The organism is Breoghania sp. JC706, assembly GCF_037026715.1.
In the GTDB taxonomy this organism is placed as follows: domain Bacteria; phylum Pseudomonadota; class Alphaproteobacteria; order Rhizobiales; family Stappiaceae; genus Breoghania.
Genome location: NZ_JBANCG010000003.1, coordinates 1 through 13995, shown reverse-complemented (window position 1 = coordinate 13995; position 13995 = coordinate 1). Strand labels below are relative to the sequence as shown.

Sequence of the window (13995 nt, the reverse complement as noted above, 5' to 3'; positions counted from 1 at the left end):
TTCAGGAATAGGCCGGGGCAGGCTCTCTCTTGCCCGCTCCCGGCCCACCCTCCTCCCGGTCTGCTCTCACTCTGGCCGGTGGTAAGCCTCGTAGGGATTCCCCTCCGCCAGATGGCCGAAGGGCGTGAAGAGGTATTCGCCGCCGTTGCGGCCGACGGCGCATATGACGTAACGCGGCGCGCCGGTTTCGGCGTCCGCGCACTCCATCAGCGCCAGGTCGCCGTTCTCGGCGGCGTGCATGAGGGTCTGGAAATTGGCGCGGATGTGGTCGGGGATCATGACGCCGCCCTCCCTGAGAGGAAGTTTGAGGGGCCGTCGCAGAGTGCGTGGCGATCGGGATCGATGACGAAGCCGAATTTGCCGCGCTGGTCGTATTCCTGATTGGACACAAGATAGCGCCGCTCAGCGGAATCGGGCTTGCCCCATTGCCCGCATCGGCCGCCTATTGTGGCGATGCACTCGACCATGCCGGGATGCTGGTCCGACCTGATGGCGCTGATCACCACCCAGTCTTGCGCATGGCATTCGTGGAAAAGGCGCTGGTCCTTGATGTGGGATTCGCCGGGGGCGAGGGCTTCGCCGGTGACCGCCTCATATTCATCCGGGCACCAATCCTTCAGTGTCCGGATCGCGGCCTCGTGCTGCGCATCGGTGAACCATTCGGGAAAAGCAAATGCGACCTTGGCCCAGGCGCAATCCTCTTCGAACCACCCGTCCTTTTCACGCAGGGCGGTATGCATCTGCGCCAGGCGTTCGGCGGAAAGCTTGAAGCCGCCATGGGACGGCGTGCTGTAGAAGACGATGCCCTCGGCGTATTCGCGGGCGTAATCGGCGACGCCCCAGGGCGTGTGGACGGGGCGTTCGTTACGGAAAATCATGCGTTCGCGTTGCACGTGACGTCTCCAGAAAAAGCGAAGCCCGGCCAGTCTTTCGACTTGCGCGGGCTGACGCCGCGCGGGGCCGGGCTTCATGTGGATGGGATGGACGGGAACAGCCGGAGCGATCACTCAGCGGCGGTGAGGAACTCCGGCAGATCGGCAGCCGGCCCTCCCTGGGCCTGATCGTCCGGCTCGGCCCCAGCGCCTTCACCGGCATGCGAAGCTGTCTCGACGCCGGGCGTGCGCAGCGGCTCGGGCAGCCAGCCGGTATCGGCCAGAAGCCGCTCGGCCTGCTCGGCCATGTCGGACTTCTTCAGCCCTTCGATCAGTTCCGCCATACCGGCGCCCTTGGCCTCGGTGACCGCCTCGAGGATACGGGCCTTCGGCACGCGATTGAGGTAGTTCTCCGCCATCGGCTTCCACCCGGCGGCAGTCATGTCGAGTGAAACCGCGCAGGCGACCTGGTCGGCGTGACGCCGGCGTCCCTGGGTCCGGTTCCATGACTCATGCATCGCGTTGACGGTGAGCGAAACGCAATGGGCGAAGAGCGCCATGCGGCTGTCATGGTCGAAATCGCAAAGGAACTCCCAGAGCAGCTCCGGCTCGTCAGGAAGCTGCTTCTCCCAATTCGCGTGCCGCTCGTCGATGGCCTTCGCCGACGGGCATTCCTTCAGTCCCGGCCCCTGAACGGTCGGCGTCGGGCTTTCGGCGCGAATCTCCAGGCAACTCACGGTCGGATAACGCCAGAAGGTCTGAAGCACGAGGGCATGGAGCGCGGCGAGGAAGGCGATGTCTGGATCGCCCGCCAATGCATCGCGCAGGGCGAGCGTCCGGTGCGCTGTCAGTTCCATGACCAGGCGCTCGGACAACGGCTTCAGGCCGTCTTCCTCACCATCCGCGTCGGCGTCGGAGGAACTCGTGTTCGTCGGATTCTGACTGGATGCGAAATGCGCGCCTTCGACGGAATTTGGTGATGCTGCATCGACATTGCCTCTTGCTTCGCCAGCATCACCCCCGTCGTCCGCGACCGGCGCCTCATCCTCGGGCCGGACATAGCCGCGCTCGACCTTCAGCCGGCCGTCGCTGTCGATGGAGACGAAGGAGCCGCCGCGCGCCACCTCTTCGGGGTCGTAGCGGACCGGCCGCTCCTCGAAGGCGTCGAGCTCCGCCTCGATCTCGGCGAGACGCCGGTCGATCTCCTCGGGCAGATCCTCGTCGCTTTCCTGGAAATAGCGCTGCTCGATTTCTTCGAACTCCGACCGCAGGGCTTCGCGGCGGGCATGCTCTTCGTCGGACAACGGCTCCATTTCGCCCATGACGCGACGCAGGCCGGCGGTGTGACCATAGGGGAAGTCCGGAGCGACCTCGATCCACTTCCAGCCTTCGGCCTTGATCAACTCGGCCTCGGCCACGAGCTTCTCGGTGACAAGCTGCTCCAGCAACGCCACATCCTGCAGCCAGCCTTCGTCATTCTGCGAGAACAGGTCGCGCAGCACGATGCCGCCGGCTTCCTCATAGGCGGCGAGCCCGACGAAGCGAGCGCGCTTGTCTGAGGCCAGCACCGTGTTCTCGGTCAGCAGCTTGCGGATGTAATAAGGCTCCTTGTTGTAGCCGCGCTGCACGGTCTCCCAGACCTGTTCCTGCCGGGCATGGTCGTCGGAAATCGTGAAGCTCATGAGCTGTTCCAACGACATCTCGTCATCGGCATAGACTTCCAGCAGCCTAGGCGACACGCTGGCCAGCTTCAGCCGCTGCCGGACGATCTGCGGCGTCACAAAGAAGCGGGCGGCGATCTCTTCCTCGCCGAGGCCCTGCTCCTTGAGCGACTGGAAGGCGCGGAATTGATCCAACGGGTGGAGCGATACGCGCTGGCAGTTTTCGGCCAGCGAATCCTCCTCCAGAATACCGTCCTCCCGCACGACGCAGGGGATCGGGGCATTCTTCGCCAGCCGCTTCTGCTTGACCAGCAGCTCCAGCGCCCGGTAGCGGCGTCCGCCGGCCTGCACCTCATATTTGTCGGTGGGCTGACCGTCCTCGCCGATCACCGCCCGCACGCTCAGGGATTGCAACAGCGTGCGCCGGACGATGTCCTCGGCCAGTTCCTCGATCGATACGCCAGCCCGCACCCGCCGGACGTTGCGGCTCGACAGCACCAGTTTGTCGAACGAAATGTCCCGGGACTGGGAGAGGGAGATTTTTCTGGGGTTTGCCATGTCGGTTCTCCGTGACGAGCCGGAGAAAGCCGTCTTTCCCCAACCAAGCTCGTCACGAAGACACCCGCTTCCCTCTCCCTCTCAGGCCCCCGCCGCTTCCTCCAGGTTGCGAAGGCGCGCGCGACCGCAACCAATTGAGCGTAGGAGAACGCATCTCATGGCTCAGGTTCCGGTTCGGCGCCAACAGCGAAGATGTGACGTCGAGCATCGGGCTGATTTCACCTTAGGCGGCTATCAGCGCAAGGACGACGGATTGGACGCTGGCGCTGACCGAAAACGTTCGCAGCCTGATAGGGGATGCGCCGGCCGACGGGGGAAACAGAGTATTCACGGCCGCCTTCCCACCTGCTGCTGACGCCGCCATTCGGCAGATGGATCGAAGGTTCCGTCCCAGATGCCGCGACGCAGAAACCGGGCCGAGCCCTCGTCGCTTGTGTAGTTATAGAGACGATTGGCTTCGCGATCGACAACCGCCCAGCCGTTCTTCGCTACCCAGCTATTGATATCGTCGGCATCGGCGTAGCAAACAGACACGAACCGGCCATGGGCATCGCGCGTCGTTCCCTGCCAGACTTCGCAATTGACTTTTCGGCCTTCCAGGAATTTGGTGAGCGCAGCAGCAGCCTCTCTGCCGCAAGGCCATTCCGCGCTATCACAACGACGGCAACGCTGGTCGATCTCTACAGCATCAATGCCGTAGAAGCGGTGCTTCTCACCGCCCACTTCGATTGTGTCGGCGTCGATCACATTGACCGGGCCGGAATGCTCTGCGTCGAGCGCGGGCCAGAAGGACAGGCAGGCGAAAAATACAATGCCGATGACGGCGGCCAGACGAACGAACTGGAACATGAAAGTCTCCTCACTGGCTGCGGGGGAGTCGGAATTCTCTTGCCGGCTCCAACCCTTCACCCGTCAGAAGCCTCCCTTTCCCTCCGTTGACCGCTCCAGAAGTCCCAGGTAGCCGCCGCTGACCATCTGCTCTGCCTCGCGAACAAGCCGTTGCATGCGGGAGCGATAACCGGACTCCCAGAGCTCCTGCGCCGCTGTCTCCCCGAAAATCGTGGCCGCCATCTGCCGCCGGCTCGCGCCCGCCATTTCTCCGTCCCAGGCGCGCAGCATCATTGCCCACCGCCTAGCCCGCTGCTCCGGCGGAAAGAGGCCACGCGGTAGACGGCCGAGGCGGCAAAGCCCACACAACCGCTGCAGCGCCAGGACCTTTGCCTCCATCTGTTGGCGCCCCGACAGCAAGTAGCGGAAGCACACAGGGCCGTCGAGAACACTGCCTGCCGTTACCATCAGTTGGAGATGGCGCAAGCCATCGCTGAAAAGCACGTGCTCGAATCCGCCACAACACAACACGGTCGCCATTGACGCAAGGCGTCGAATGTCGAAGGCGTCGGCGTGACCGGGTGCAATTGGCCGCGCTTCCACGATGAGCACAGACGGATTGCGGTCGGGTAGCCAAAAGACATCCGCAGCCGACAGAGCAATGCCAGTGGAGAAAGAGAACACCCCATCGTTCGAACGGCCCCGAATTTTGGATACAGAGGATTCGAGGTTGAGCGGCCTTCAGCCGACGCTCGGTAGTGGAGGGAAGACCTGGCGGCGGCAACTGAGGAAGCCAACCGGCGGCCGTGGCGAAATCGGGATTACGTTTGAGCCACTCCCAGGCCCAGCCGGCCCGATCCAGATCACCTAAAGATCTGTAACTGTCGGGATTGAGTCGACCGGCACGTGGAGCTATGTCGGGGACGGTTTTCTCCTTGGACATGGAGCTTTCCTCCTCCCGCGAGACCATCTGGCCGCAACAATCGCGGCGTGGCCATTTAATGGACCGTAGCGCGGCGCACGGAACGAGCAACCTTGCGTCAAATCAACATCATCTGCAGGAAGACTCCTAAAGTGATCAAGGTCTTCCGTCCTATGTTTTTTCTTTCCTCTCACCGAAAATCATCGATAATCCCATGTAATTCACAGCGTTTTATTCTTTCTTCATGACATTGGTTCGCAATGCCAGTCCTTGCGATTGATCGAATAGGTCATACCGAATTTGGCGGCATGGACTTCAACGATAAACGTTGGGGTCATTCATCTTGTGCTTCGGATCTTCGGGCGACATCAGCGAGCGGGAAGTTGAACCATCTCTTCCGGCGATAGAAACATGACCGGCAGCAGCAGCCGTCAGCAATTCCGGCTCATTCATCGAGCCCTCATGGATGTCATTCACGGTTGGCTTAATCCGGAACCACGTGGCATAGAGTGCCGGAAGGAACAACAGAATCAACACGGTTCCGGCCGCCGTACCACCAATGAGGGTATAGGCCATTGATCCCCAGAAAACGGAGTGCGTGAGGGGGATGAAGGCAAGCACGGCAGCAAGTGCGGTCAGGATCACAGGCCTCGTGCGTTGCACCGTGGCCTCGATGACGGCGTGGTAGTCGTCAAATCCAGCCGCCCGATTCTCCTTGATCTGCTCGGTCAGGATGAGCGTGTTGCGCATCAGGATGCCTGCCAGTCCGATCAGACCCAGGATCGCGTTGAACCCAAAGGGTTGGTTGAAGATGAGTAGCGCCGGTACGACACCGACGAGACCGAGCGGCGCCGTCAACATCACCATGGCCATCATTGAGAAGGACCGCACCTGAAGCATGATGACGATCAGCGTGGCGGCGATCATGGCCGGGAAAACCTGTGCCAACGCTGTATTAGCCTTGCTGGCCTCCTCGATCGATCCACCCGTTTCGATGCGATAGCCGGCCGGAAGGGACGCGATCAGCGGCTGAAGTGCCTTCATGATCTCCTTGGAAACCTCCGGCGGCTGGGTCGCCTCGTTGATATCCGAGCGGATCGTGATGACGGGCGTTCGATCGCGGCGTTTCAGGATCGGCTCTTCCAGACGGATTTCAGAATGGCCAATCTGATCGAGCGGAATCGAGCGACCATCCCGGCTCATAAGGGAGAAATCCGCCAGACGCGTCGGATCCAACCGTTCTCCACCGGCGCTACGCGCCACGACGGGAACATTGCGAATGTCCTCACGGACCTGAGTAACTGGAATACCGGTAAGGAGGAACTGGAGTTGCTGACTCACCTCCGCCTGTGAGAGACCAATGAGATTGAGGCGATCCTGATCGGGGACGAAGCGAAGTACAGGCGTGCGATTACCCCAGTCACGGTTGGCTTGGCGCACGTCCGGAACGCCCCGCATGATGTCGAGAGCCCTTTCGGAAATGCCGTAGAGTTGCTCGGGATCGGGCCCCATGATCCGGAATTCGACCGGAAACGGCGTATATGGACCAAACACAAGCTGCGCGACGCGCACGTAAGCTTCAGGCGTGAGTCCCTGTGCTACCGCCTCCCGGAGCCGGTGCTTCAACGCCTCGCGCGCCTCGGCATCCGGGGTCAAGACGACAATCTTGGCAAAGGCAGGATCAGGCAGTTCCGGCGCCATTGCGAAGAAGAAGCGGGGGGCACCCTGACCAACGTAGCTCGTGACGATCTCGGCCTCGGGCTGACCTTCCAGCCAATGTTCGAGTTTCTCGACCGTGGCGGTGGTCGTCTCAATGCTGGTGCCTTCCGGCAGCCGGACCTCGACCAGCACTTCAGGACGGTCGGATGTCGGGAAGAACTGCTGTTTGACGCCGCTCATGCCGACGACAGCGAGCGCGAAGGCGATCCCCACGATGGCGCAGGTCAGGAACTTGTGACGCACGGCGAAGACGATGAGCCTTCGCAGGCGCCGATAGTTCGGCGTATCGTAGATAGCTTGGTGACCACCCTCAACCGGCTCGATCGCGGGCAGCATCTTGACACCCAGGTAGGGCGTGAAGATCACGGCGACAAGCCAGGAGACGATGAGGGCGAAGCCCACCACCCAGAAGATGTTGCCAGCGTATTCGCCGGCAGTCGAGCGTGCGAACCCCACCGGCAGGAAGCCGGCGATCGTCACGAGCGTACCCGACAGCATCGGCGCGGCGGTATGGCTCCACGCATAGGCCGCCGCCTTGATGCGGTCCATGCCCTCTTCCATCTTCACCACCATCACCTCAATGGCGATGATGGCGTCGTCCACGAGCAGGCCGAGCGCCAGGATGAGAGCGCCGAGCGTGATGCGGTCGAAGAACCGGCCGGTCTCCAGCATAATGAGGAACACGACTGCAAGCGTCAGCGGGACGGCGGCCGCCACGACGATGCCGACACGCCAGCCCATGCTAATTAGGGCGATCAGCAGCACGACGCCGAGCGCCATCGCGAATTTCATCATGAATTCATCGACCGCCGAGGTGATGTTGACAGCTTGGTCGGTCACCTTGTCGAGCGTCATCCCGAGCGGCAACGTCCGTGCAATGGCCGCCGTCCTGTCCTCCAGCGCCTTACCAAGTGCAAGACCGTCCCAGCCCTCCTGCATCACTGCAGCGAGCATGATGGTGGGCTCGCCCTGACGGCGGATAAGGTAGGTGGGAGGGTCTTCATAGCCGCGGCGCACCTCGGCGATGTCGGAAAGTTTCAGCGTCCGCCCCTGAGCAGCAATCGGCGTATCGGCGATTGCCTGAACGCTGTCATAAGCGCCGTCGACTCGAATGAAGACCCTCGGTCCCCTGGTATCGATCGAGCCGGCTGGTGTAACGGTGTTTTGCCGCTGCAAGGCCGCGAAAATATCCTGCGCAGACACGCCGAGGGTCGCCAGCCTGGCGTAGGAGAACTCGACGAATATCTGCTCGGGACGTTCACCGAGAATGTTGATCTTCTTGACACCGGGTACGTGCAGGAGGTCCTGGCGGATCACCTCTGCCTGCCGGACCAACTCACGCATCGGCATGCCCTCCGCCTTGAGCGCGTAAAGGGCGAAGCTGACGTCCGAGTATTCGTCATTGACGAAGGGGCCGAAGACGCCCGACGGCAAGTTACGTGCTTCGTCTCCAAGCTTCTTGCGGGCTTGGTAGAACTCCTCTTGCACGACCGATGGCGGGGTGCTGTCCTTCAGCGTAACAGTCATATACGCATAACCCGGCCGTGTGGTTGTCTCCACCCGGTCGTACCAAGTCAACTCCTGAAGCCGTTTCTCTAGCGGTTCGGCGACAAGGTCTTGCATCTCGCGCGCCGTAGCACCCGGCCACGCCGTCGTGATCGTCAGCGTCTTGATGGTGAAATTGGGGTCCTCCGCCCGTCCAAGCATGATGAAGGCGTAAGCTCCAGCTGCCACCAGCAGGAGGATGAAGAACAGGGTGACAGCTCGTTCTCGAACTGCGATCGCAGAAAGATTGAGGTTCATCAGTTACCGCCGCTTTCAGACGCAGTTCTCACGCGAGCGCCTTCCTGCAGGAGATGAGCGCCGAGCGAAACAACCGGATCACCCGAACTCAGCCCAGAGATCACAGCGGCTTCGCCGCTCAGGCGAACCAGTTTGACAGGTTTAAAGTGCACGGTTGAGGTGGTGCTGTTCCAGACCCAGACGCCGGTCTTCTCGCCGTCATCGAGCACGGCACCCAGCGGCACCTGGACTTCCGGCTGTTTGGCCTGGCGGGCAAGCCGAACGGTCACCGTAGCTCCAAGTGGAGCCGACGCGGCCTCGCCGTCGAGAACGTAGCGGGCCTCATAGGTCCGGGTCTGCGGATCGGCAGAGTCCGAGAGTTGCCGGAGATGCGCCATATAGCGATGCTCACCTCCCCCATACACACTGGCCTCAGCCACCGAACCAATCGCCGGCCGGATCGTCTCAGGAAGTGCGACCACCGCTTCGCGGGGGCCAGCCTGGGCGATCCGCACCACCGTCTGGCCGGCGGAGACGACCTGTCCCGGCTCACCAAGCGTCTCGACCACCGTTCCGTCCGCATCAGCCACCAGGACGGCGTAGGTCGCCTCGTTCTCGGCGACCCTCGCATCGGCCTCGGCGGCGGCGAGCTGCGCCTTGGCGGTATCCAATGCCGCCTTCGCCTGCTCCCAGCGTTGTTTGGGAACCCAGCCGTCATGGAGCAACCTGGCGTATCTGCGTTCATCAGGTTCCAACTGAACGACCTGAGCCCGCGCTGCGACAACGGCATTGTGCTTCGCCGTGAGCGCAAGCCGAAGGTCGGTCGCATCAATCCGCATCAGCGGCTGGTCAGCATTGACCTCCTGTCCGACATCCACAAGCCTTTCCATGATCTTGCCAGGAACACGAAAGCCGAGATTGCTCTGAACCCTTGCTCCGACAACGCCCGTGAAGCTGCGTTCGGATCCGGTCACCCGCATTGCGCTTACCAGCTTGACGAGCGACGGCTCAAGTCTTGGGTCGTTTGCCACGGCCGCTTCCTTTGCGGAAATGGAAAATATGGCGAGTGCAGCAGCCCCCGACACCGCGATCAGGAGGCCGCCCAGCACAACGACGCGTCTCTTTTTCATGCCAAAGCCTCGTCCAAAATAGATTGCGTTCGACCTCTATATAGCCTATATAGATTACGAACGCAATCCAAAAGGAGATCAGCCATGCGCGTGAGCCGCATTAAAGCCGAGGAGAACCGCCAAGCCGTGATCGACGTGGCAAGTCGCCTTTTTCGGGAACGCGGCTTTGACGGCATTGGCCTCAAGGACTTGATGGAAGGGGCCGGGCTGACCCAGGGCGCGTTCTACAAGCAGTTCGCATCGAAAAATGATCTGGTGGCGCACGCATCCCGGCGGGCATTGGAGAGTGCCCTTCATCGATGGCTGGCTGCAGCCGCGGATAGTCCGCAAGACCCATTGGGCGCAATCGTCGCCTTCTATCTCAGCATGGGGCACTGCGCGGAAAGAATGGACGGTTGCCCGGTCGTTGCGCTCGGCTCCGACGCAGCCCGGCAGGGCGCCGACGTGAAGGCGTCATTCGAAGCCGGGATCAGGGAATATCTCGAGATGCTCGGCAGCTGGATTGACGAGGTCGACAGCGAGGAGCCCGGCAGCAAGGCCATGACTGTTCTCTCGACGATGGTCGGTGCGGTGCTCCTCGCGCGCGCCGTAAACGACGAACGGCTGTCGCGGCGGTTCCTGCAGGCAGCTGCCGAAAGTGTCCTGGCGTGCTCGCCGTCGGACGATGCAAATGAGGGACTGCGCCAATGACAATGAGTTCGCCAACGAGCGCTCGCAATCCCGCCGGGTCGATCGCCGCATCTGCGGACTACTTCTGAGCTTGATCTTGTTGCGAAGCTAGGGGCGGGAGCATTCGCCGCCCGTTGATGGCGGAAATACAGCCGATCGCTTTGCTTCCTCCGGAGAATGGCAAGGTCGAACTCCTGGCTACGTCCGGATCGCGGGCGACAGGATCAACTTCATCGCGAACCAGAGCCGGTTGATAGAGAAAACAACGCGATCTCCAACGACCCCGACGTGTTCGTTCACCGCCGAAACGACGTGCCAGCGCCTGGGCAGTGATCTTTTTCGTTCTATCCACCGAGTTCTGTGGCCGTCGACCGGCCGTCGTTGTTTCGAAACACAATCCAGCAAGAGAAAGACGTGAGCCCCATGAAAAAGACCAATCTCGGCATCGCCCTTGTGACGGGAGCATCCTCCGGTATCGGATACGCTGCGGCCAAAGCTCTGCAGACGGCGGGTTACCACGTCTTTGGGACCAGCCGCCGCGCGGCGTCCACAGGACCAGACAGCGTCGCTATGTTGACCTGCGACGTAACCGATGAGACGTCCGTGGCGAAGCTGGTCGAGGAGGTGCTGGCTGAGGCCGGACGCATCGACCTCCTAGTCAACAATGCCGGCGTAGGCCTATTCGGCGGTGCGGAGGAGTCCTCGCTTGCGCAGGCTCGAGCCTTGTTCGACGTCAACGTGTTTGGCGTTATCCGTATGACCAATGCGGTGTTGCCGGTCATGCGTCGCCACGGGAAAGGCAGAATTATAAATCTGAGCTCGGTCTATGGCTTCATTCCGGCTCCTTATTTCGCGCTCTATGGAGCAACCAAACATGCCGTGGAAGGTTACTCCCAGTCGCTTGACCATGAGCTGCGCACACTCGGGATTCGCGTCACCCTTGTCGAGCCGACCTACACACGCACCGCTTTCGATGAAAATCTCGTCAAGCCGGATCAATTGCTCGAGACTTATGAGCCCGCGCGCGCGGGCATGACCGGTGTTGTGGCGGAAGCGATAAAGCAAGGCGACGCACCTGAAGTCGTTGCTGAAACCATCCTGAAAGCAGCGACAGATCCCAAACCGAAACTGCGCTACCCGGCAGGAAAACTGGCGCGTAAAGTCAGCATTCTGCGCCGCTTCGTCCCTGAATCCGGTTTCGACAAGAGCCTTCGCAAGATGCTTCAGCTACCGGCCTGACCAAATCACAAAGTCGTAGTCCTTCCCTCGGAAACGACTTCGTCGGTATTTGGCCTTGTGAAGGATAGAGCCCCATGACCACTGTCTCCCGCCGGGCCGCCTCAATCGGCCCGACACCCGTACGCGGGGCCCTGCCCGGCATTCTCGCAGGGCCGATCATACCAACAATGCTTCGTCTCGCCTTGCCGACGATCATAGTGCTCGTTGTCCAAACGCTCGTAGGGGTGGCAGAGACCTATTTCATCAGTTTTCTTGGAACGGATGCGCTCGCCGGTGTGACATTGGTATTCCCGATCCTGATGCTCATGCAGATGATGGCGAACGGTGGCATCGGCGGGGGCGTTTCCTCAGCCGTTGCGCGGGCTATCGGGGCCGGCCGCAATGCCGATGCCGATGGAATGGTCTGGCATGCGATTGTCCTCGCTTGCGCGTTGGGGCTCCTCTTCACGGCAGCAGCCATTCTTTGCAGCCCGATCCTCTATCGGTCAATGGGTGGAGCGGGGCCAACGCTGACGGCAGCGCTCATCTATTCAGGTGTCGTGTTCGCGGGCTCCATCCCAATCTGGATCACGGCTTTGCTATCGTCCGCCCTTCGTGGTGCTGGAAATGTAACCGTGCCGGCGCTCGTAGTCCTCTCGAGCGCTGCGATCCTTCTCCCCTTGTCTCCCGTGCTGATCTTTGGTTGGGGGCCCTTTCCACGGCTCGGTGTCGCGGGGGGCGGGGCTGCGGTAGTCATCTACTATGTAGTCGCCACGCTTACTTTTATATTCTATCTGCGATCACCACGCAGTCCCCTGAGACTCAAGATCACTCCGCTCCGCGGGCACCTATTCAAGGAAATCCTTGGCGTAGGCTTCCTGTCCGCGGTCGGCGCGGTTCAGGTCAATCTTACGGTCATCTTCGTGACGGCCGCTGTCGGTCACTTCGGCGCGGATGCCATCGCCGGATACGGCATCGCCTCACGTCTCGACTATATTCAGATTCCACTTCTCTTCGGCCTCGGCACCGCCGTCGTGACCATGGTCGGCATCAATATCGGGGCCGGGCAGATAGTTCGGGCGCGCCACATTGCCTGGATCGGAGCCATCCTTGCCTTTGGAGTAACTGAGCTCATCGGCCTCGCCGCCCTGGTCTTCCCGCATATTTGGATCGGCCTGTTCAGCGATGATCCTCAGGTGTTGGCGATGGGTACCACCTATTTGCGGAATGTCGCGCCGGTTTACGGCGCCGTCGGATTGGGCTTGGTGCTTTATTTTGCCAGCCAAGGAGCGAAACACGTCCTGCTTCCCGTCCTGGCAGGTACCGCGCGCATGATCATTGCGGCCTTCCTCGGCTGGTCGGCGGTTAACTGGTTCGGTTCCAGCCTCTCGGTTCTGTTCCATATCGTCGCCCTAGCGGCAGTCGTCTATGGCGCACTCACGGCCGCCGCCGTACTAAATTCTTGGGGTCGTCGCTCTGCAAACAAGCCGCTCGCCCAAACAGGTTTCACGCCTGATGGCGAAGATGGGGCTGTCGGCCATTTACCAGAAGCCGAGGACCAGTGATCCCCCTCCGGACCATCCCACCTATCCCTATCTGTTGAAGGACATGGAGATCACCCGACCCAACCATGTCTGGTGCTCCGACATCACCTATATCCCAATGCGGCGGGGTTTTCTGTACCTCGTGACGATCATGGACTGGGCGACCAGGAAAGTCCTGTCCTGGCGGCTATCCAACACCATGGAGGCGGACTTCTATATCGAGGCCTTGGAAGAGGCCCTGACCCGCTTTGGGAAACCGGAGATTTTCAACACGGATCAGGGCAGTCAGTTTACCAGCCCCCGGTTCACCGGTGTCCTTCTGGACGCCAAGGTCCAGATCAGCATGGACGGCCGGGGCCGATGGATGGACAATGTGTTCATCGAAAAGCTCTGGCGATCGGTGAAATACGAATGCGTCTATCTCCACGCCTTCGAAACGGGATCGGACCTCCGGGCGGGATTGAACCGGTGGATGACCTATTACAACATGCGACGGCCCCATTCGGCACTGGCTGGACAGACGCCAGATGAGGCCTATCATCAGATCACGCCATCCCCCTGTCCGGGGCATGCCCCGGACAGGGGGATGGAGACGGCGCTGGCGGCATGATCATCAAACCGGGAACAGCTTAACAAAGCCGCCAAACTGTCCAATCAATGGGGGCCACCTCTTTGCTCAACATGCGCCGATCGGCGTAAACACCAACAGGACTCCGGTTACGGCTGGATGAAAGTTCAGTGGCAGGTCAAACTGACGGCAGATGAATTAAAATCAGCGCTACGATCGGCCAACCGGACGCGCGCGCCTGGCAATTGCGACAGCGTTCTCAAGGAAGCCACGGCAGCGAGCGGCAAGTTCACCCATGATGAAGTCATCGCCCGCAACCGGGCGGTGACTGAGTGATCGATCAAACTGTCAAGAATAGAGACCACCCGCATGGCTTGTCAGATCCAGGACCGCCGAACTTTTGCGGATCCTTATGACGGGAGCGACGTCGAGGCTGCCGGAAAGCACCTAGAAAACAGCAAAGGCCGCCTTTCGGCGGCCTAAGTGATTGTTATATCTCACATTCTATGGTGTTATAACAAAAG

At 61.0% G+C, this 13995-nt stretch carries 10 protein-coding genes and 2 pseudogenes; 5 read left to right on the top strand and 7 right to left on the bottom strand.

The window, feature by feature from the left end; translation table 11 throughout:
• Positions 1-66: 66 nt before the first annotated feature.
• From V2L18_RS06060 to V2L18_RS06030, 7 genes and pseudogenes are all read right to left on the bottom strand, one after another.
• Entirely contained in the window at positions 67-279 is a 213-nt protein-coding gene (locus V2L18_RS06060; RefSeq protein WP_336177035.1) for a DUF6117 family protein, read from the bottom strand.
• The gene (locus tag V2L18_RS06055) at positions 276-893 is read right to left on the bottom strand and encodes a hypothetical protein (RefSeq protein WP_336177034.1); all 618 of its coding nucleotides are present in this window, start codon (positions 891-893) and stop codon (positions 276-278) included. The genes V2L18_RS06060 and V2L18_RS06055 overlap by 4 nt, the downstream gene beginning before the upstream one ends.
• Before the next feature lie 110 nt (positions 894-1003).
• The gene (locus V2L18_RS06050; protein ID WP_336177033.1) at positions 1004-3091 is read right to left on the bottom strand and encodes a ParB N-terminal domain-containing protein; all 2088 of its coding nucleotides are present in this window, start codon (positions 3089-3091) and stop codon (positions 1004-1006) included.
• Between the two features lie 327 nt (positions 3092-3418).
• Positions 3419-3940, bottom strand: a complete 522-nt coding sequence (locus V2L18_RS06045; RefSeq protein WP_336177032.1) for a thermonuclease family protein — start codon at positions 3938-3940, stop codon at positions 3419-3421.
• Positions 3941-4003: 63 nt separating this feature from the next.
• Positions 4004-4603: a DUF2285 domain-containing protein gene (locus tag V2L18_RS06040; protein WP_336177031.1), complete on the bottom strand. Its 600-nt coding sequence runs from the start codon at positions 4601-4603 to the stop codon at positions 4004-4006.
• A 697-nt stretch (positions 4604-5300) separates the two neighbouring features.
• Positions 5301-8363 (bottom strand): annotated as a pseudogene (locus V2L18_RS06035) (efflux RND transporter permease subunit); the annotation flags it as partial.
• Positions 8363-9472: an efflux RND transporter periplasmic adaptor subunit gene (locus V2L18_RS06030; protein WP_336177030.1), complete on the bottom strand. Its 1110-nt coding sequence runs from the start codon at positions 9470-9472 to the stop codon at positions 8363-8365. The pseudogene V2L18_RS06035 and the gene V2L18_RS06030, both read right to left, overlap by 1 nt.
• 84 nt (positions 9473-9556) lie before the next feature.
• On the opposite strand from V2L18_RS06030, the gene V2L18_RS06025 reads away from it, so the two are divergent.
• From V2L18_RS06025 to V2L18_RS06005, 5 genes and pseudogenes are all read left to right on the top strand, one after another.
• Complete coding sequence (locus V2L18_RS06025) at positions 9557-10162, top strand: TetR/AcrR family transcriptional regulator (RefSeq protein ID WP_336177029.1); 606 nt, start codon at positions 9557-9559, stop codon at positions 10160-10162.
• A 402-nt stretch (positions 10163-10564) separates the two neighbouring features.
• Positions 10565-11380 (top strand): oxidoreductase, encoded by an 816-nt coding sequence (locus V2L18_RS06020; protein WP_336177027.1) that lies wholly within the window; start codon positions 10565-10567, stop codon positions 11378-11380.
• Between the two features lie 74 nt (positions 11381-11454).
• The gene (locus V2L18_RS06015; protein ID WP_336177026.1) at positions 11455-12924 is read left to right on the top strand and encodes an MATE family efflux transporter; all 1470 of its coding nucleotides are present in this window, start codon (positions 11455-11457) and stop codon (positions 12922-12924) included.
• A pseudogene (locus V2L18_RS06010) lies at positions 12857-13513 on the top strand (IS3 family transposase); the annotation flags it as partial. The gene V2L18_RS06015 and the pseudogene V2L18_RS06010, both read left to right, overlap by 68 nt.
• 117 nt (positions 13514-13630) lie before the next feature.
• Positions 13631-13807, top strand: a complete 177-nt coding sequence (locus V2L18_RS06005) for a hypothetical protein (RefSeq protein WP_336177024.1) — start codon at positions 13631-13633, stop codon at positions 13805-13807.
• The last annotated feature ends 188 nt before the right edge of the window (positions 13808-13995 follow it).